Raw genomic sequence first — 19,218 nt, 5'->3', positions numbered from 1 at the left:
TTCAGGAGCCTTCCGCTCTCTCAATGTGAATCTTATTTGATTTGACAGAGAATGTCAGTGCCGCTTCGCTCAATATTTGCGTCAGCAGGCGGGAGAGGTTCGTGTTCTTCTGCGAGAACGAGACCGGCGTTTCGAGTAACCGTGGATCGTTTTTGACATTGTCGGCAATCAGAAATTTGGTGTCGAGCATCTCTTCGAACTGCGAGATCAGTGTGCCCAGCGGTATTTCTTCGGACTGACGAAACTCGAGGATCGGGATTTGCAGGGCGACTGTTACATCGGTTGCAGGAACCGCTGGTTCGTCCTGGGGCTCCGGTTTACGTGCCACCAGCGGCGGGATCTGTTTCGGTTTGACCGCGATCAGGGGCTGATGAGCAAACTGATCTGCCGCTGGTGCTGCTGGAATATCAGGCGCTGCTGGCTCTGGTACAACCGGCTCTGGTTCCGCCGCGACTTCGGGTAACAGTGGCTGATCTGCCGCTGGTTCCTGGTTTTCGTCTGCTATGACACTCGCATCGATTTCAGGTTGAGGGATCGTGGGTGATTCATCGAACAGAATCATCAGCAGGATCGCCAGCCCTCCGGTGCCGGCCACGATCCAGGACAGCAATACGGGACTGGCTGCCAGATATTTGAGACCCTGTCGTATTGAAGTCAGTACGGCTGTGGTTTTCAGAGCCAGCGGTGACGGGCCCTGGGGGACGGGCTCGGATTCAACGGGGGAAAGTGAGAGCGTTCCTTCTTCAGCAGTCGTGATTTGCAGCGGTTGTTCACAGTCGGGACAGTGGAAGCGGGTGCCAGCGGTCTGTCTGCCGCGCACGCGGAGCGCAGCACGACAGTGTGGGCAATGAAAGGTGGTGACATCCATGGGTAATCACCCCGACTACGAATCCGATAGGGAACTTATGGCTTCGGTGGAAACGCGAAGATCGTCAGGTTGTTGTTCTTCGCGTAGGGTTTACTGGTGATTGTGGCAGTTTTTTTGCCTTCATCAATCACCAGGCATAACTGATCCTGATCTTTCACATTGAAAATTGCCTGAATGGCATCCAGTCCGGAAACCATTCCGAGGTTCATGGTCTGGGGCATGTTTTTTGTATAACCGACCAGCTTGAGGGCTTCCCCATCGAGTTCGATATTGGTTTTGGTTTCTTCGCCGATATAAGCAAAGGCTTCCTGCAGTGGAGTACGACGGAAGTCGACATCGACCTTCATTTTCAGACGGTCGACCACCTTATCCGGCAGTTTGGGGCCGGTAGGCCGTGGTTTGACTTCGACGTCAAAGTTTGTTCGCGTCGATTCATCCCAGGCGAGCAGGCTGGCGAGTGCCAGGTTGGGGGCAGCCCGTTCGGGTAGACTGCTGACAAGCTGTGCGTAGCGTTCGCCCGTTTTTTCATTGTTGGCCATACTGAAGGCTTTGAGCATGGCAGGATAGCGACCGATTACTTTCCGGCTGCCGACGGTACCCGGATTCATTTTGCGGACCCCTTCGAGCATGTCGTGGGGCAGCTGATCAAGTTTGCTCTTGAGATTGTTCGCCAACTGTGGGGGACGGATCATCGTGGTATTGCGGAAAGTGAATTCCGAATAGAAGTCATCGGGATTCAGATGCATGCTCCAGGAGATGGTTTCCACGTCATCGCCGACCCAGTCCAGAAACTCATTGAGGAAGGGGTGTGCTTTTTCGGGTACGAGGACATCCTGTTGACGGCGGACTTCATCGGGATCGAAGACCAGTGTCAGGTGACGGTCCCGGTCGGACTGTTTCAGGATCGATTCAATGCCCGGGGAAGTGCTGCTTTCAAACTCGCGGGCATCTGCCATCTCGGCGGCGCGATCTGCACCCGGAGGGCCAATCACGTAAGTGTTTTCGTCGACGATCATGTAGGAATTCTTGCCTCCCGAATAAACGGGAAAGCTGTAATCATCCAGCCGCTGTCCGTCGAACTGGGCGATCAGCGCTGAGCGTTTGATGGGCTCGACAGGGCGAATCACGGCTGCATATTCGGGCGGGGCACCGGGAGAGCCGAGGATCAGGCAGATAGTAAGTTCCTTGATCTGTGCCGGTTCCAGCATGCAGATGTCTTTGATTTTCTGTTCGGCCCAGATTCCCAATGGCCCGAGGCAGGCACGGAATTCTTCTCCCTGTGAACCGGGTTCCCAGAGGGCAGCAGGGTGCATGTGAATCAGCACGCGGGTGCCTGCGGGGACGTAGAGCAGTCGAATTGGCTCTCCAGATGTCGGGCTGGCCGCGACTTCCTGTTTCTGGCTGACAGCGGGAGTAACGGGAGCCGCAGGCGTGGCATTGTTCGTCTGCGGTTGAACTGGGACCGCTGGTTTGGCGGTCATAGACTGCTCAACCTGTGGCCAGGCAAAGTAACCACCGACGCCGACGACAAGGAGCAGGCCAATTACCGAGACGATGGTGATGTTACGACGCTTGGCGTTTTTGCGGCGCAACTCACGCATGCGGGCGACGCCGGCATTCTCGGATGATTCGACGGCGATGTTCGGGAAGCCACCACTGTCGGCACCTGTATCAATTTGTGGTGTTTCTGTGGTTGAAGAGGCCGAACCTGAGGTATCAATCTGCGGAAACTGATTCTGTGGTTGCGGCGGTGGTGTGGGAGCCACGGGTGCAGCCGGCTCGATTGGTTCATCGGGAACCCATTTCGCGGAAGTGCCGACAACGGGAGCCTTGGGTTGCGCGAGATCTATTTTGACTTCTTCAATTTCCGCAGAAGAGGGCGGAGGTGTAATTTCTTCCGGTCGTTGTTGGACGGGAGGGGGCGTCGGCTCCGTGGAAGGAGCTGCGGACGTAGAGCCTGAACTCTGGACCGCCGCCGTTTCGGGCAGCTGCAGGACAAATGCGTGTTTGCAGTTCGGACAACGGGCTTTTTTGCCGAGCAGACTTTTATCGCGGAGTTTGAGCTTTTTTTTGCATTGCGGACAAGGAACAGCGATGCTGGTCATGAATCGGCCTGTAAATTCGTATTTGCGTAAAGTGAATCAGAATAAGGGTTAAGGGGGTGCCATAAAGCCACAGAGGGAGCAGCTCTCTCCTTTATCATACGTTTTGTCACGGAGTGCTGCCAAGTCTTTTTGAAGCTTGTTTTCGATTAACCCGGGTTTCGTGAATTGCGGACATGGATCGCCATCCTGTCACGAGACGGGGCATGAAAATTCGGGTGCAGCCGAAGATACTGTTTGAGGACCATTGGGTAGAGGCTCAGCCGAACAAGCCTTTGATCACTGCGCCGCCATCGACGAGGCGGACGGGACGACCGATGGGGGTGTGCAGTTCCATGTCGGCGTTGATGCCCATCGCTTTACACATGGACTGGAAGAGGTCTTCGACCTGCACTGGATTGTCGGTGATCTCCTGGCCGTTCTCATCGGTTTTGCCGATGGCCTGGCCCCCCTTGATGCCGGCGCCTGCCATCAGGAGATTGAAATTACGAACCCAGTGATCGCGTCCGGGAGCAGGGGGGCGGGCATTGATTTTCGGAGTCCGGCCGAATTCTCCCATACAGAGGACGAGTGTTTTCTCCAAAAGGCCCCGCGACTTGAGGTCGGTGAGGAGCTGAGACAGTCCCTGATCGACATCAGCCGCACGACGCTCCATGTTGCGGAAAATGCTGCTGTGCATGTCCCAGCCGTTACTGCGGACTTCCACAAAGGGGACGCCGGCTTCCACCAGTCTGCGGGCGACCAGCAGTCCCTGACCCAGTTGATTTTTACCGTAAGCGGTCTGCATGTCTTCGGATTCCCCGTCGAACTCAAACGCCTTGAGGCGGGGTGAAGTCATCATCATGCTCGCTTTTTGATAGAGTTTACTCTGCTCCTGCACGAGCACTTCGGCACCAGCCCGGGCGAAATCACGTTCCTGCTGGCTGAGCAGGGCAAGTCGTCGCCGCTGGCGGGCAGCGGAGGCATCGCTGGTGACGTTATCGGGCAGTTGACCGGGACGGTCGATGATGAATGGAGCAACCTGCACACCCAGAAAGCCGGAGCTCAGCGTCTGTCCGATGCTGACGAAATTGGGGATATCGGAATTCGGATCTCCCAGTTCACGGGCGACGACGGAGCCGAAGTGCGGGAACTTCTCAATGCCCAGCATGCGATGTCCTGTATGCAGATGATAAGTGCCCCGTTCGTGGGCCGCTTCTTTACCGGTCATCGAGCGAATGAGGGCGATGTCGTTCATGACGGATGCGATCTTGGGCCAGTAGTGGGCAATTTCGATACCCGGGGTCTGCGTCTGGATTTTCTTTGTCTCGCCTCCATTGGGAGATCCTGGTTTGGGGTCCCAGGTTTCCAGCTGACTGGGGGCACCTGCCAGCCAGAGTAGAATGCAGGCGCGACCCTGCTTTTTCATTTCGGCAGCATTGAGCTGAATCTGACTGAGCAGCGGTGAGCCGGCGACACCGAGAGCGGCGGCCTGCAGAAAATTCCGACGGGTGAACTGCCCGCGGCGATTTAAATTCAGATGGAGGAGCGCATCGGATTGCATGGGGTGATTCCCGTGTTTGAGCTGTCAGCGTTTGGTACGAAATTCGGTGCAGTTAACGAGGACCCAGAGCAGGTCTTCTACCGCTTCGTCCCGTTTTTCCGAGCTTTGCAGGTAGCTGACGTTGCGCTGAAGTTCATCCGGCGTGGGATTACGGGCCAGCACATTCAGGTAGAGTGACTGCACCAGTTCCTCGTTCGATCTGATACCCAGTAACTTCTGTTTGAGTTCACTCTGCGACAATGCCTGCTGGAGTTCACGCTGGTTCATAAGCAGTAGCGCCTGCTGAATCGAGCCTTCCAGGGTGCTTTGGGGGAGAGAGGGGTTCATGTCGAAGACGGTGTCGATCTCTTTCCGCAACTGGGGATATTCGCCGATCACATGCGCTACCGAATTGGCGACTACATCCGGTCGCAGTCGGGCAGGGCGGATGGCTGTAAAGAGTTCCGAGGGGGAGTCCATGGTCCGCATTTCCCGCTGGTAAACCTGGGAATTCATGATCAGTCGAAAGACCCATTTCGGGTCAAAATCCTTGTAGCGGAAGTTCGCCGCGATACGATTGACGATCGGCTTGTGAACGACATCGCCGTCCGGTCCCAGGCTGTCTACGTCGTAAAAGCCATCGCCAATCAGCTCACTCCAGATACGGTTCACATAAGAGCGGGCGAACCAGTAGTTCTGAGGATTGTAAGCGAGGTAAGCGGCAATCGAGACGCGACGCGCATCGGATTTCATGTTTTCATACGGTTTCTCACCGAGCAGGAAGCGGGGTTTCACTACGGTGCTGACGGTGGGGTCTTCCTGAGAGGGCATCTTGTAGGTATACGGGTGGAAGAAGGCGGCGAGTTCGTGGAACTGAATTCGTTTCCAGTTGTCGAAGGGATGATCGTGACATTCAGCACACTGAATGCTGATGCCCATGAAGATGCGGGCCGTTTCGGAAGCCAGTTCAGTCGATTTGTTTTCACAGGCGAGGACGAAGTTGTTGGGCCCGTAATCCTGACCATAATCGTTCTTTTTTTTCTTGTTTCGTTCGGGAGTCGCTGAGATCAGCATGACCGTGATGTAATCCCAGGGGGCGCCTTTACGAAATTGTTCTGCGAGCCAGTCTTCGAGCGCCTCGGGATTAACCCGCCGTTTGTTGGCTTCACTTTCGTAGAAAATGACCGAGGTCCAGTAGCGGGCCCATTTGCGTGCGTATGCTTCGGTTTCAAGCAATTCATCAATGTAATCTGACCGTTTATTTGAATTCTGATCGGCGACAAATGTTTTGATTTTCTCGGCGGAGGGCAAAGTGCCGGTCAGATCCAGCGAGGCACGACGGATAAAGGTTTCATCGTCGATCAGCGGTGCTGCCTGGGAAGCAGTGTCTCCCAGTTCCAGGGCAAGTGCTTTGTCAAGGTCCTGGGAGCTGAAGCTCACGCGACTTCCCTGCCGAAGCGTGGGCATGTTCTGTCGGATGTAGCCGAGCAGCTGCATCTTCTGTTCCTGGGTTTTCAGGGGAGGCAGATTCAGCGGGGGGAGCTTCTTTTTGGTGTTCTTGCGGGGGGCTGCTGAAGAAGTTGCCAAAAGCGTCAAACAAATCAATGCAACGAGAGTGATCCACTGATGAGGACGCTTGCGGAGAGAGCTGGAACCACGCTGCAACATGAGATTACCCGCTATTCAGAGAGAATATGCTGAAGTTTCCAACGGAGATACTTCAAATGCAGAACGCACGAAATACGTACTGATATCAGACAGGGATACCGGTAACAGCGTACCTCAGGCTAAGAGACCGCTCAAACCAGCATCTTTCATCGTATCTGTCTGTGAGCAAAGGTAAAGAGATCTTGATGGATTCGCGGTAGCTGGTGGTAAGAAATTTATTCATTTCGATCCTTATGTACACTGGGGAGACTTCGGGAGTTTTCTACAACAGGGCGGTGTACAAGATGGTTGACAACTAGTTAATTCATATGTATACTATTTTTGAATGCAGGGTGTCGACTTTGAAATGTGAGATATTTCACACATTTTTGTGATTTCGGGGAGCCCCTGGGAGCGCAAATCGTATTGTTTTTAAGGGGTAAGGGGCTCTCGACAATATGGAGGTAAATTACGCGTTGCTTTTGTAAGTGTATGAAAATAAACAGTTTGCTCTTGGTTGTGTCTGATGGATTCGGGTTTAACGGGCAATCTGCAGGTGAATTCCAACTTTCTTTGGCTAAAATAATTTATGTGTGAACTTTTTACTCTCAAATTCGTCTTTTCAGACGTAGAAGAGATGAAAACCCGGAGACAACATTGTGACGGACACGCTGGGTTTCCCGGAACATTCATAAAAGAGGGTGGGGAATAATGATCAGCTCAAAATATAACAATCCGGCCATGAAGCAACTGGCAGATCAACAGGTGAAGTATGCACCTCACGATGTCAAACTGGCGCAGATGGACCGTGCAGAAGCTCTTCTCACAGAGATTGATCTGGAGCAGGAGTATCAGTACCCGGAAATCTGCAAACAGATCACCACATATCGCTCCGAGATTTATCCGGACCTGATGATTATTGGCAGCGACGTCATGCATGATGTGCGGTGCTTCATTGAGGACCTGTCCGAGAGCGCTGAGATTGACGTCGAAGACGTGGAAGAAGACGTTTTCACCGTTCAGGATCTGAGTAAGAAGTTCAACATTTCTACCAAGACTGTCGACCGTTGGCGCGATAAGGGGCTGGTCAGCCGCCGCTTCCGGTTTAATGGTCGGATGCGTGTCGGATTTCTGAAATCATCCGTGGACCGTTATCTGCAAAACAATAAGGGGCATGTCGTCCGCAGCATGAATTTCAGTCAGTTAAGTGACGAAGATCGCGAAGAAATTTTACGCCGCGCCAGACGACTTGCCCGGTATGGGGGCTGCCCCGCCGAAATCAGTCGTCGTATCGCACGGCACATGAATCGTTCACCAGAAACGATTCGCTATACCCTGAAAAATTTTGATCGGGAGAATCCAGAATTGGCGATATTTCCGAACGCACCAGAAAAGATCACGGATCAGCAGAAACGTGATATCTACAACAGCTTCCGACGGGGCATTCCCGTAGATAAGCTGGCGCGGCGTTACTGCCGAACCAAGGCCAGCATCTATCGGATCATCTCCGAAGCACGGGCAGCACGCCTGCATGCCCAGACCATCGATTACATGTACAGCGACGAATTCGATCAGTCCGGTGCGGAAAAGGTCATCCTGGGACCGGCTCCGGAAGTCGATAAGTCGAATGAGAAAGTACGTACGCCTCCCGGGCTGCCTCCGTATCTGGCCAGCCTGTATTCCATTCCGCTGCTCACGCGGGAAGAAGAGGCTTATTACTTCAGAAAATTGAACTTCCTGAAATACAAGGCGGCACAGATTCAGGAAAAACTGGATCCGAATCGTCCGAAAGCCAGGGACATGGATCAGATTGAGAAGCTGTTCGATGAGAGCACGGACGTGAAGAACTTCCTGATCCGCAGTAACCTGCGACTGGTGGTTTCGATTGCCAAGCGGCACATTCGTCCGGGCGGCAACTTCTTCGAAATGGTCAGTGACGGCAACATGTCCCTGATTCGTGCCATCGAAAAATTTGATTACACCAAAGGTAATAAATTCTCGACTTACGCCAGCTGGGCAATTATGAAAAACTACGCCCGGTCAATCCCGGCGGAATATAAGGTCCTCGACCGGTTCCGTACGGGGAACGACGAACTGTTCTTTCAGTCGACTGATGAACGGGAAAGTCAGTACCGGGAAGAGTTGATCAACCAGAAGCAACACGCAGTCATCATGAGTATTCTGGACCAGCTGGATGGTCGAGAAAAGGACATTCTGATCTATCGTTATGGTTTGAATGCCCGCAATGAACCTCAGACACTTGAACAGGTAGGCGATCGCTTCGGAGTCACGAAAGAACGGATTCGTCAATTGGAATCCCGTGCTCTGAAAAAACTGCGACGGATTACCCAGGTGGAACGGGTGGAAATCCCGGGAATATAAAAGCAGGCTCATCAGTTCCGGTAAACTGGATCTGTTAGTGAGTTCTCCCCTTGAGCAGGCATGATTCTGTGAAATCATGCCTGCTTTTTGTATGCGCGGTGAACCTGTACGCCGGTTTTCTGTCTGGATTACAGGCCTTTCGGGCTTTGTTCATTGAACTTGGAGGGGTAACTCAGTAGGCTGTGAAACCCATGGATGAAGCGGCGTTTTCTGCCGTTCTGAAAACAGATTCCAATGAGTTGGAAAATCTTAGACCGCATAGGCATAGAGCATTAAGAAAAGATAACAATTTTTTCTAATCAGCCTGTCGTTCTCACTTGCAAGCAGGTCTCTGATTGCTATATTGAGCTGCTTACTGAGTTTCGGCGGGGAAAGTACCTCTTTAGCCAGGCGAGTTGTTCAGGTTCATGAGGCTTGAAGCCTGCTAGTTTAGTCTCAGTTTGACAGGCTAGCGTAGCTCAATCGGCAGAGCATCGGTTTTGTAAACCGAAGGTTGTGGGTTCGATTCCCACCGCTAGCTCTTTTTAGTTGCGATTTGAGGCGGTTTTATTATTTAAATTGTTACCAGATTACAACTTGTGACTTCCAGCTTCGGCTGGTTGGGAGGGGGAATTCCCGAGCGGCCAAAGGGGCCAGACTGTAAATCTGGTGGCTACGCCTTCGCAGGTTCGAATCCTGCTTCCCCCATTCAAAAGAATTGGAAGTGACTGAGTCACGTAAAATTAGACGCGGGTGTAGCTCAATGGTAGAGCCCCAGCCTTCCAAGCTGGTCGTGAGGGTTCGATTCCCTTCACCCGCTTTTGAATAGAAGCGCGTTTCGGTTTAATTCTCAAAAAGTGCTGCTGTGGCTCAGTTGGTAGAGCGCGTCCTTGGTAAGGACGAGGTCATGGGTTCAAGTCCCATCAGCAGCTTTTTGATTATCGTTAAATGTGGTTCTCAGGAGGTGTGTGCCTCTTGCGTGCGAGGGGTGACTCCTGTTTTTACCTCGCTAATTGTTTTGTTGGTTTTATTGTTCAGGTCCTCGAGTGCGGGCCTGAAAAAGGGGTTTTAAAGAGAGATGGCTAAGGAAGTCTTTGAGCGAACAAAGCCGCACGTAAACGTTGGTACGATTGGACACATCGACCATGGTAAGACCACTCTGACTGCGTCACTGCTCGCAGTTCAGGCTCACAAGGGTCTTGCTGAACTCAAGAGTTATGCTGATGTTGCGAAGGGCGGAACCGTTCGTGACGAAACCAAGACTGTGACGATCGCTGTGAGTCACGTGGAATATGAAAGCGAAACTCGCCACTACGCTCATATTGACTGTCCCGGTCACGCGGATTATATCAAGAACATGATCACCGGTGCTGCCCAGATGGATGGTGCAATCCTGGTTGTGTCTGCTGCTGATGGTCCCATGCCCCAGACTCGTGAGCACATCCTGCTGGCCCGTCAGGTTGACGTGCCTGCTCTGGTTGTCTTCCTCAACAAGTGTGACCTGGTTGATGACGAAGAGCTGCTCGAGCTGGTTGAAATGGAAATTCGTGAGCTGCTGACCAAGTACGGTTTCCCCGGCGATGACATTACCATCGTTCGTGGTAACGCCAAAGGTGCTCTGGATAACCCCGGCGACGAAAAATTCAACGCCTGTATTGGTGAGCTGATGGATGCTCTCGATGCCGACATTCCCGCCCCCGAGCGTGAAGCAGACAAGCCATTCCTGATGGCGATCGAAGACGTGTTCTCTATCGCTGGTCGTGGTACCGTGGTAACCGGTCGTATCGAAGCTGGTAAGATCAACGTTGGTGACAAGGTTGAAATCGTCGGTCTGCGTGACACTCAGGAAACAACCTGTACCGGTGTTGAAATGTTCCAGAAGACTCTGGATCAGGGTCTGGCTGGTGACAACGTTGGTATCCTGCTGCGTGGTACCAAGAAGGAAGACGTCGAGCGTGGTCAGGTTCTGGCTGCTCCCGGTTCCATTCCTCCGCATACCAAGTTCGAAGGTCAGGTGTACGTACTGAGCAAAGAAGAAGGTGGTCGTCATACTCCGTTCTTCAACGGGTATCGTCCGCAGTTCTACTTCCGTACTACTGACGTAACCGGTTCAACCACGCTGCGGGGTGGCGCAGAAATGTGTATGCCTGGTGATAACGTTGAAGTTGAAGTTGAGCTCGGTAAGCCAATCGCCATGTCCGAAGGTAGCCGTTTCGCGATTCGCGAAGGTGGTCGTACCGTCGGTTCTGGTGTGGTTACCAAGATCGTCGAGTAGTCGAACGATCGCTTCGGTTTGAAGATAAGTGGTGTCCACCCTGTTTTGGCGGGGTGGACATCTTCAAGTTACAGTTGATTTGTGAAATTGATGTCCGTGGGGGCTGAGGGCTGTTATGGCACGTGAATATGTTTGGTTAGAGTGTACTGAGACTGGTATGAGAAACTATCGGGTCAGTAAGGAGACTCGCGGCACTGAGCGGCTTTCATTGATGAAATACTGCCCCAAGCTGCGGCGTCACACATTGCACAAAGAGTCGCGCAAGAAATAAGGCTTGCTGACCGGGATTTTGTGAGCTGGTGTGCGTTGTTTTGAGTTACTTCCGGTGGTCAAATCTGTTTGGTCAGTTCAATGTTGTGGACGGGTGTAGCTCAATTGGCAGAGCACTGGATTCCAAATCCAGCGGTTGGGGGTTCAAGTCCCTCCGCCCGTGTTTATTAAAGTTTTACTGTTGATGTCGGCGTTGGCTGATTGAGTTTCAGCCAGGTGTTGGCTCAGGAAAGCAGGTTTGCGGTTCCAGTGGTTCACACCATAGGTATCTGCTAGTTAGTAAGTCGGTCTCATGGCTAAATCCAAATCGGAACAAGCATTTTCTGCCACTCTGGTTAGTGGTGGTTTATATAAAAGGAATCAGGGGCGCCTGGTGCGTCAGTTAACTGCGATCGGCCTGGTGGCTGTGGCGATTTTTGGCGCCTATTCGCTGTATAACGTTTTGCCCCTGGGGATGTCTGCAGGGCTGCAGAAGGGGATTGCGGTCGGAGTGGTCGTGATTTCCGCATGGTTGGCATACCGTCTGGTGAATTTTCCCCGGTTTGCTGACTTCCTGATTTCGGTGGAAGCCGAGGTGAGCAAGGTGACTTGGGCAACCAAGGAGCAGCTGTGGCGTTCGACGACAGTCGTGATTGTGGTCATGTTTCTGTTGGCGTTTCTGCTGCTGGCATTCGATCTGTTCTGGCAGGCCCTCTTCCAGTTGATCGGCTTTCTCAGGATTTGAAGCAGAATATGCCTGGCATTCAGCGAATAACAGAGATTTTTTGATCTCTGCTTCTTGAATAAAATGGTCTTCCTGCTCATTATGGGCGATTCCGGTTTTTGACGGTCTCTTTGTTTGTCGCATTCGAATTAAATCAGGGCTTTTGTTGTCGTCGAAGGTCTGATTGAAGGTGTCTCATGAGTAATGATTCGGGTTCTGAACCAACCTCTGAAAATTCGGAGGGATCAGAGAAGCGGCAGTGGTACGTACTGAAGGTACAAAGCAATCGCGAAAAATCGATTCGTGATGCCCTGTTGCGGGGAATTAAGCGGGACGGCCTGGAGGAGTACTTTGGGGAAATTATCATCCCCACTGAAAAAGTTGTTGAAACAAAAGGTGGCAAGAAGCGCGTTTATGAACGCAAGCTCTATCCTGGTTATCTGATGATCCAGGTGGAGTTGAACGATGACAGTTGGTATCTGGTGCGGTCAACGAATGGCGTTGGTGACTTTACCGGGGCCGCTGGTCAGCCGATCCCGATGCAGGAGCATGAGATTTCCCGTATGCTGGGTCGTGAAGAGACCAAGGAAGAAACACCTGTCAAAATTAAACTGGATTTCCAGACAGGCGATGTCGTCAAAATTAAAGATGGTGCGTTTGAAGGCTTCGAAGGCACGATTGATGCCATTGATGAAGCCAGTGGTAAAGTGACGGTTCTGATTGAGATCTTCAGCCGTCCGACACCTTCAGAGCTGGAATACTGGCAAATTGAAAAAGTGTGACGAGTCACCAGACTCGGCATTAAAAAGATATATTTGATTCACCTGTTTATAAAGTGTTTTGAAAGTCGGTCAAAATGGCTAAGCAGCTTGTTGCAGAAGTAAAAGTTCAGATTCCCGGTGGTCAGGCTACCCCGGCTCCTCCAGTTGGTACAGCCCTGGGGCCACATGGTGTCAATATTGGGCAGTTTGTGCAGCAGTTCAACGAGCGTACCAAAGATATGGCAGGAACGACGATTCCTGTTGTGATCAGTGTCTTTAACGATCGTTCTTTCGACTTTGTCCTGAAGAGTCCTCCGGCTGCAGTTCTGCTCAAGCAGGCTGCTCAGGTTGCTAAAGGGGCAGGGAATCCTAAGAAGAACAAGGTCGGCAAAGTGACCGTTGATCAGCTGAAGGAAATCGCCAAGACCAAGTTCGAAGACCTGAATGCACCGAACATCGATCAGGCTGCCAAGATTATTGCCGGAACTGCCCGCAGCATGGGCATTGAAGTCGAAAAATAATCTGAAACGGGCGGCAGGCTGCCCTCAAGTAGTATCAGATTTCATCAATACAAACAGCACGTTTACCGGATAAAAGAGTCATGGGAAAACAATCCAAGCGGATAAAGCATTACAATGAAAAGCTGTCAGGCCTCGGTACTGTCAGTCTGGAAGAAGCTGTAGGGGCGCTGAAATCGCTGGATAGCGATTTGCCAGCTGCTATCAAGCCGGTCAAAATGGACCAGACTGTAGAACTGGCTGTACGTCTGGGTGTTGATCCCCGCCAGGCAGATCAGCTGGTGCGTGGTTCCATTATTCTTCCACACGGAATTGGTAAAGCGCAGCGGGTTGTTGTGTTTGCCCAGGGCGCCAATCTGGAAGCAGCAGAGGCTGCTGGTGCAGATGCCGCCGGTGGTAAAGATCTGGCTGACAAAATTAAAGGTGGCTGGCTTGACTTTGACGTCGCGATCGCAACTCCCGATATGATGGGTGTGGTTGGTCCGCTCGGTCGTGTGCTTGGTCCCCGCGGTCTGATGCCTTCGCCCCGTGCTGGTACTGTTACCCAGGATGTGGAGACTGCAGTGAAAGATTACAAGGCTGGTAAGGTCGAATTTCGTGTCGACGCTGGTGGAAACGTGCATTGCCGGGTTGGGAAAATGTCGTTTGAACCAACTCAGTTAATCGAAAATATCCAGGCGATGCTGAAGTATCTGGACAGCTTGCGTCCTTCTTCGGTCAAAGGTGCTTATGTGAGAAACGTCGCCGTTTCGGCAACCATGAGCCCGGGGATTTCTGTTGCCCTCTAGTGGGGAGCGTCGAATCCTGACAGATTTTATATCACATCACATATTGCTGTTTTCGGCGTTTAACAAGCTGGAAGAGATCCAATGAGTAAATTTGTAAAAGAAATGATCATCTCGGAGATTGAATCCCAGATCGGCGATGTCCGCGACTTCGTCGTGATAGATTCTGCAAAAGTGGATGCGATTACTGATAACAGTTTTCGTATCAAGTTGCAGGAAAAGGGGCTCACTGCTCTGACAGTCAAGAACTCACTCGCTCGACGGGCATTTGCCAATAAAGGCATTGAGGGGTTGGAAGAGGTTCTGAAGGGGCCTTCAACTCTGGTCTGGGGTGGCGAAGATATCGTTGAGCTCTCTAAAGAGATGAGCAAATGGGCCAAGGATATCGAGGAGCTCGACATCAAGGGTGGGCTGACAGAGGGAACCTCGCTGTCCACCGATGACGTGACCAAGCTGAGCAAGAGCCCGGGTCGTGTGGAACTGATCGCAGAAATTGTCGGTCGAATCCTCGGGCCTGGTTCACAGCTTGCAGGTGCAATCAAAGGGCCCGGTGGAACCGTGGTCGGGCAGATCAAGTCGATCGCCGAAGGCGAAGAAGGATAGACGGCCGGTCTGTCTCTCCCTGAGGCGGATATTCATAAATTTGTAGCAACGACCGTAGTGACGTAGCGGCGTTGATTTGATTTACACTATTGAGAGATTTTTTTTACGCATTCGTGCGAAAGGAAAGAGAAGATGGCGACAGCCGAAGCAACAACTGAATTTGGTGAAGAAACCAAAGAACTGGGCGACAAAATTGCTGGTTTGACTCTGCTCCAGGCTAAAGAACTGGCTGATTACCTCGAAGAAGTTCATGGAATCAAAGCTGCAGCCGGTGGCGCCGTCATGATGGCTGGCCCTGCTACTGGTGGTCCTGGCGAAGAAGCTGCTGAAGAAAAGACTGAATTCGACGTCATTCTGACCGGATTCGGCGACAATAAGATTCCTGTGATTAAAGTCGTTCGTGGCGCCACAGGCCTCGGTCTGAAGGAAGCCAAAGAACTGGTAGAAGGTGCTCCTAAACCACTGAAAGAAGGTGTCTCCAAGGAAGATGCTGAATCTCTGGTTAAGGAAGTTGAAGAAGCAGGCGGTTCCGCTGAAGTTAAGTAAATCGTCGCTGAGGAAAAAGCCATCTGGATTTAACCTGTGCTGAAGCTTGCTTTGGCACAGGTTAGTCTTGTGTTACTATGTACATTTATATGGTTTTTTTCCGCGTGCAATTGAAGTGTGCTGTTTGACAGTCTAGAATAAGTTCCTGCAGATTGCGGTGCGATAGTGTGTCGTTGCGCAGGCTGGCTTTTTTGTTTACTGTGTTTCAGGACTACCTCACTTGGTTGCATGTCCTTGTTGCTGATAGATTTGTTTCCTTTAGTTATCTGCTTCGATCAGTCATCGTGTCAGTCCCATATGGTCTAAGCAATCGACTCATTGTACTCTCTTTTGAATAGCAAAGTAGTATTGAGCGATTTACCAGGCTTTAATTTCGTCGAGCGATTCGCTTTTCATGCAGCAGTCGGGGCTGTATTCTCTCGAGGTACGCGCTGCGGTTCCTCGCTATCCATGGCAAGTGCTCCATTCAGCCGCGTGAGCGGTTTGCGCGGAGTAATCCCACATCTGGCACCAGGTAAGTAGAAAAGATCATCTTAATGCCGATTCCAGCACAGCGAACGATTCCCACTCAAACTGTTAAGAATTTTGGTACCATTGAGCATAGTTTTGAATTGTCTGATCTGACACAGATTCAGACGGATTCCTATGCAAACTTCCTTCAGGCCGATAAGTCTCCCCGTGAGCGCAAGAGCCAGGGCCTGGAAGAAATCCTTCGTGAAGTCTTCCCGATTGAGAGTTATCAGGGGCAGTACCAGTTGGAGTACGTGAAGTATGAACTGGGAAAACCTCGTTACACTCCAACCGAGTGCCGTCAGCTGCGTCTGACCTACGGACGTCCTTTCCGTGTCTGGTTGCGTCTGGTGAAAGAGCAGCCGATCGAAGAAGAAGTTTACCTGGGTGATCTGCCCGTCATGATCGGTGGCGGTGAATTCATCATCAATGGTGCCGAGCGTGCGATCGTCAGTCAGCTGCACCGTTCTCCCGGTGTTGACTTCGTACTCAGCTCAGAGCCTGGTGAGAAGAAAGAATATTCCTGCCGCGTGATTCCAGAGCGTGGAAGCTGGATCGAACTGGTGGTCGGTAAGAAAGACACACTGGGTGTGCGGATCGACCAGAGTGGTAAGTTCTCTGCGATGACTCTGCTGCGGGCGATGTCGAAAGATTACTCTTCTGACACCGACCTGGTGAAGCTGTTCTATGAAACCAAATCAGAAAAGATCAACAAAGACGCAGCCGAAAAGCTGGTTGGTAAGATCGTTGCTGAAGATGTGATTTACCCTGCCGGTCACGATCGGTGTGGTGAGATCATTCTGGACTGCTGTGGCACCATTACTGAAGAGCTGGCCGAAGAGATTACCGAATCCTCTCTGAAGACGGTTGAAGTCGTTGATGAAGTTAATGACCTGTTGGTTCTGCAGAGCATTGCCGAGGATCCGACTGTGACTCACGAAGAGGCCCTGCTGCGAATCTATTCCCGTCTGCGTCCAGGTAACCCTCCTCAGCTGGAGCGTGCGGTAGACCTGTTTAAAGAAAAATTCTTTGACGTCAACCGTTACCGTCTGGGGCGTGTCGGTCGTTTCCGTATCAACCGGAAATTCAAGCAGGATGTACCTGACACCGAAATGACTCTGCGTCCGGAAGACTTCATTAACTCGATCCGCTACCTCGTCCGTCTGCGGGTCGGTGATTCTTCTGCGTATGTCGATGACATCGATAACCTGGGTAACCGCCGTCTGCGAACCATCGACGAGCTGGCTTCCGATGAAATCCGGAAAGGGTTCCTGAAGCTGCGTCGAACTGTTCAGGAGCGTATGACTCAGAAGGACGTGGAAGAGATGTCTCCACGGACCCTGATCAATCCCAAGAGTGTTTCGGCTGCGATCGATTTCTTCTTCGGTCGAAGTGAACTCTCGCAGGTGGTTGACCAGACGAACCCGCTGTCCATGCTGACTCACGAACGTCGTTTGAGTGCATTGGGACCTGGTGGTTTGAACCGGAAGCGTGCCGGCTTCGAAGTGCGTGACGTTCACATTTCTCACTACGGTCGTATCTGTCCGATTGAGACTCCTGAAGGTACCAACATCGGTCTGATCTCCAGTTTGAGTATCTTCTCAAAAGTAGATGATTACGGCTTCCTCGTGACACCTTACCGTTACGTGAAAGATGGTAAGCTGACCGACGAAGTGCACTGGATGCGGGCTGATGAAGAAGCAGAAGTGCACGTGGCTCCCGCCGATACTCCCGTGGAAAAAGGTCGCTTCACCGAAGACCGCGTGATGGCCCGTTTCCGGGATGACGTGGTCTGGATTGCCGCCGGTGCCGTGGATTACATTGACGTCGACCCCGCACAGATGGTAGGGATCTCCGCCGGTCTGATTCCGTTCCTCGAACACGACGACGCGAACCGGGCACTCATGGGTTCCAACATGCAACGGCAGGCTGTGCCACTGTTGATTGCCGAGCCTCCCCTGGTGGGAACCGGCATGGAAGCAGCTGTCGCACAGAACTCCGGGATGGTCGTCCGGGCTGAGAAGGCCGGTAAGGTGACCTATGTGGACGGAAACCGTGTGGAAGTAGACGGCAAGAAATATCGTCTGCGAAAATACGAAGGCCTAAACGAGCGAACCTGTCTGAACCAGACTCCCTGCGTGAGTGTGGGTGACCAGGTCAAGAAAGGTCAGATCCTCTGTGACAGTGCTGCGACTGCAGACGGGCTGCTCTCTCTGGGGCGGAACGTGCTGGTCGGGTTCATGTCATGGGATGGATACAACTTCGAGGACGCGATCATTCTTTCCGAGCGTCTGGTGAAAGAAGATGTCTACACCTCGATTCACATCGACGAATTCGATGTGGAAATTCGTGAAACCAAGCTGGGGCGTGAAGAGTTCACTCGCGACATTCCCAACGTCAGCGAAAAGGCACTGCGTCACATCGGCGAAGACGGGATTATCAAAGTCGGTACCCGCGTCCGCCAGGGTGATATCCTGGTTGGTAAGGTGTCTCCGAAAGCCAAGGCTGAACTGACACCGGAAGAAAAACTGTTGCACGCAATCTTCGGTCGCGCGGGTGAAGACGTGAAGAACGAATCACTCGAGGCCTCCAGTGGTGTCGAAGGGATTGTGATTCACACCGAGAAATTTGCCCGTCGGATGAGCCTGACTGATTACGAACGGAAGCAGTACGACGAAGATCTGAAGAAGGTCGAAGAAGAAGGGCACGAGCAGGTGGCCTCTGAATTCCGCGAGTTTCTCAAAGAATTCGAATCTGCCCTGGGGCAGCCTCTGGTTGACGATGATGGTCGTAAGATTCGTGAAATCACAGAAGACAAGTTCGTCTCTCAGTATGCTCACGACTTCCTGTCACACCTGGATAACCTGGATATTCGCAGCCCGCAGAAGAAAGCCGACTGTCGTGCTGTCATCGAAAATCTGTGGTCCAATGTCGAAGATGTGATCGATACCTGCGACCAGAAGGTCAACAGCATGAAGCGTGGCGAAGAACTGCCAAACGGCGTGCTGCAGATGGTCAAAGTCTACGTGGCATCCAAGCGTCAGATTTCCGTGGGTGACAAGATGGCTGGTCGTCACGGTAACAAAGGGGTGATCTCCAAAGTTCTGCCGATCGAAGATATGCCATTCACCGAAGACGGAACTCCGATCGACATCATGCTGAACCCGCTGGGGGTTCCGAGTCGTATGAACGTGGGACAGATTCTGGAGACCCACCTGGGTTGGGCTGCTGAGAAGCACGGCTTCCGTGCTGTCTGCCCGGTATTCGATGGTGCTCTGGAAACTTCGATTCAGGAATACCTGGATACCGCTGGTCTGCCTGCTGACGGGAAAGCCCAGTTGTACGATGGTCGTACGGGTGAAGCTTACGAGCAGAAAACCACCGTCGGTCAGATTTACATGCTGAAACTGCACCACCTGGTGGATGACAAAGTGCATGCCCGTTCTACCGGTCCTTACTCTCTGATTACGCAGCAGCCTCTTGGTGGTAAAGCCCGCTTCGGTGGTCAGCGATTCGGGGAAATGGAAGTCTGGGCTCTGGAAGCTTATGGTGCAGCTTACATTCTGCAGGAACTGCTCACTGTTAAGAGTGACGATGTGGAAGGCCGGACCAAGATTTATGAATCGATGGTCAATGGAGAAAACACACTCGAAGCCGGAACGCCCGCCAGCTTCGACGTGCTTAACAACGAAATTCGTGGACTTGGTTTGAATCTACAACTGGAAAAGAACCCCACCTGATGCGTGC

General features: G+C 52.1%; 14 protein-coding genes and 5 tRNA genes. 15 read left to right on the top strand and 4 right to left on the bottom strand.

Annotated elements, in window-relative coordinates:
- Position 1: 1 nt before the first annotated feature.
- The 4 genes from RID21_RS12515 to RID21_RS12500 form a co-directional block, all read right to left on the bottom strand.
- Positions 2-868 (bottom strand): hypothetical protein, encoded by an 867-nt coding sequence (locus RID21_RS12515; RefSeq protein ID WP_350189300.1) that lies wholly within the window; start codon positions 866-868, stop codon positions 2-4.
- Between the two features lie 35 nt (positions 869-903).
- Entirely contained in the window at positions 904-2,973 is a 2,070-nt protein-coding gene (locus tag RID21_RS12510; protein WP_350189298.1) for a zinc ribbon domain-containing protein, read from the bottom strand.
- Between the two features lie 256 nt (positions 2,974-3,229).
- Positions 3,230-4,513: a DUF1501 domain-containing protein gene (locus RID21_RS12505; protein ID WP_350189296.1), complete on the bottom strand. Its 1,284-nt coding sequence runs from the start codon at positions 4,511-4,513 to the stop codon at positions 3,230-3,232.
- Between the two features lie 24 nt (positions 4,514-4,537).
- Positions 4,538-6,160, bottom strand: a complete 1,623-nt coding sequence (locus tag RID21_RS12500) for a DUF1549 domain-containing protein (RefSeq protein ID WP_350189294.1) — start codon at positions 6,158-6,160, stop codon at positions 4,538-4,540.
- A gap of 690 nt (positions 6,161-6,850) precedes the next feature.
- On the opposite strand from RID21_RS12500, the gene RID21_RS12495 reads away from it, so the two are divergent.
- The 15 genes from RID21_RS12495 to rpoB all read left to right on the top strand — a co-directional run bounded on the left by RID21_RS12495 (position 6,851) and on the right by rpoB (position 19,211).
- Complete coding sequence (locus tag RID21_RS12495; protein ID WP_350189292.1) at positions 6,851-8,521, top strand: sigma-70 family RNA polymerase sigma factor; 1,671 nt, start codon at positions 6,851-6,853, stop codon at positions 8,519-8,521.
- A gap of 447 nt (positions 8,522-8,968) precedes the next feature.
- Positions 8,969-9,041, top strand: a tRNA-Thr gene (locus tag RID21_RS12490).
- 85 nt (positions 9,042-9,126) lie between these two features.
- Positions 9,127-9,208: transfer RNA gene (locus RID21_RS12485), tRNA-Tyr, on the top strand.
- A 41-nt stretch (positions 9,209-9,249) separates the two neighbouring features.
- A tRNA-Gly gene (locus RID21_RS12480) sits at positions 9,250-9,320 on the top strand.
- Positions 9,321-9,359: 39 nt separating this feature from the next.
- Positions 9,360-9,432, top strand: a tRNA-Thr gene (locus RID21_RS12475).
- Positions 9,433-9,578: 146 nt separating this feature from the next.
- The gene (gene tuf, locus RID21_RS12470; RefSeq protein WP_350189289.1) at positions 9,579-10,775 is read left to right on the top strand and encodes an elongation factor Tu; all 1,197 of its coding nucleotides are present in this window, start codon (positions 9,579-9,581) and stop codon (positions 10,773-10,775) included.
- Positions 10,776-10,890: 115 nt separating this feature from the next.
- On the top strand, positions 10,891-11,046 hold the full coding sequence (gene rpmG, locus RID21_RS12465; RefSeq protein WP_144980952.1) for a 50S ribosomal protein L33: 156 nt from the start codon (positions 10,891-10,893) through the stop codon (positions 11,044-11,046).
- Positions 11,047-11,135: 89 nt separating this feature from the next.
- Positions 11,136-11,208 (top strand) — tRNA-Trp (locus RID21_RS12460).
- A gap of 210 nt (positions 11,209-11,418) precedes the next feature.
- Positions 11,419-11,769, top strand: coding sequence for a preprotein translocase subunit SecE (secE, locus tag RID21_RS12455; protein WP_232102070.1), 351 nt, complete (start codon positions 11,419-11,421; stop codon positions 11,767-11,769).
- Between the two features lie 176 nt (positions 11,770-11,945).
- Entirely contained in the window at positions 11,946-12,530 is a 585-nt protein-coding gene (nusG, locus tag RID21_RS12450; protein WP_145045005.1) for a transcription termination/antitermination protein NusG, read from the top strand.
- 74 nt (positions 12,531-12,604) lie between these two features.
- Complete coding sequence (gene rplK, locus RID21_RS12445; protein ID WP_350189287.1) at positions 12,605-13,030, top strand: 50S ribosomal protein L11; 426 nt, start codon at positions 12,605-12,607, stop codon at positions 13,028-13,030.
- Positions 13,031-13,110: 80 nt separating this feature from the next.
- Complete coding sequence (gene rplA / locus RID21_RS12440) at positions 13,111-13,815, top strand: 50S ribosomal protein L1 (protein ID WP_350189285.1); 705 nt, start codon at positions 13,111-13,113, stop codon at positions 13,813-13,815.
- An 81-nt stretch (positions 13,816-13,896) separates the two neighbouring features.
- Positions 13,897-14,415: a 50S ribosomal protein L10 gene (rplJ, locus tag RID21_RS12435; RefSeq protein WP_350189283.1), complete on the top strand. Its 519-nt coding sequence runs from the start codon at positions 13,897-13,899 to the stop codon at positions 14,413-14,415.
- 132 nt (positions 14,416-14,547) lie between these two features.
- Complete coding sequence (gene rplL / locus RID21_RS12430; protein WP_350189281.1) at positions 14,548-14,961, top strand: 50S ribosomal protein L7/L12; 414 nt, start codon at positions 14,548-14,550, stop codon at positions 14,959-14,961.
- Positions 14,962-15,497: 536 nt separating this feature from the next.
- Positions 15,498-19,211, top strand: a complete 3,714-nt coding sequence (gene rpoB, locus RID21_RS12425) for a DNA-directed RNA polymerase subunit beta (RefSeq protein ID WP_350189279.1) — start codon at positions 15,498-15,500, stop codon at positions 19,209-19,211.
- Positions 19,212-19,218: the final 7 nt, after the last annotated feature.

This window comes from Gimesia sp. (genome assembly GCF_040219335.1).
Classification (GTDB): domain Bacteria; phylum Planctomycetota; class Planctomycetia; order Planctomycetales; family Planctomycetaceae; genus Gimesia.
Note: the sequence above shows the minus strand (reverse complement) of the source record. Positions and strands in the feature narration are given on the sequence as shown.

Bases quoted from the DNA above. Each gene is read 5' to 3' on its own strand.
- RID21_RS12510 (WP_350189298.1), bottom strand. From the start codon at position 2,973: ATGACCAGCATCGCTGTTCCTTGTCCGCAATGCAAAAAAAAGCTCAAA.
- rpmG (WP_144980952.1), top strand. From the start codon at position 10,891: ATGGCACGTGAATATGTTTGGTTAGAGTGTACTGAGACTGGTATGAGA.
- RID21_RS12515 (WP_350189300.1), bottom strand. From the start codon at position 868: ATGGATGTCACCACCTTTCATTGCCCACACTGTCGTGCTGCGCTCCGC.
- RID21_RS12505 (WP_350189296.1), bottom strand. From the start codon at position 4,513: ATGCAATCCGATGCGCTCCTCCATCTGAATTTAAATCGCCGCGGGCAG.
- rplK (WP_350189287.1), top strand. From the start codon at position 12,605: ATGGCTAAGCAGCTTGTTGCAGAAGTAAAAGTTCAGATTCCCGGTGGT.
- RID21_RS12495 (WP_350189292.1), top strand. From the start codon at position 6,851: ATGATCAGCTCAAAATATAACAATCCGGCCATGAAGCAACTGGCAGAT.
- rplA (WP_350189285.1), top strand. From the start codon at position 13,111: ATGGGAAAACAATCCAAGCGGATAAAGCATTACAATGAAAAGCTGTCA.
- tuf (WP_350189289.1), top strand. From the start codon at position 9,579: ATGGCTAAGGAAGTCTTTGAGCGAACAAAGCCGCACGTAAACGTTGGT.
- RID21_RS12500 (WP_350189294.1), bottom strand. From the start codon at position 6,160: ATGTTGCAGCGTGGTTCCAGCTCTCTCCGCAAGCGTCCTCATCAGTGG.
- nusG (WP_145045005.1), top strand. From the start codon at position 11,946: ATGAGTAATGATTCGGGTTCTGAACCAACCTCTGAAAATTCGGAGGGA.
- rplL (WP_350189281.1), top strand. From the start codon at position 14,548: ATGGCGACAGCCGAAGCAACAACTGAATTTGGTGAAGAAACCAAAGAA.
- rplJ (WP_350189283.1), top strand. From the start codon at position 13,897: ATGAGTAAATTTGTAAAAGAAATGATCATCTCGGAGATTGAATCCCAG.
- rpoB (WP_350189279.1), top strand. From the start codon at position 15,498: ATGCCGATTCCAGCACAGCGAACGATTCCCACTCAAACTGTTAAGAAT.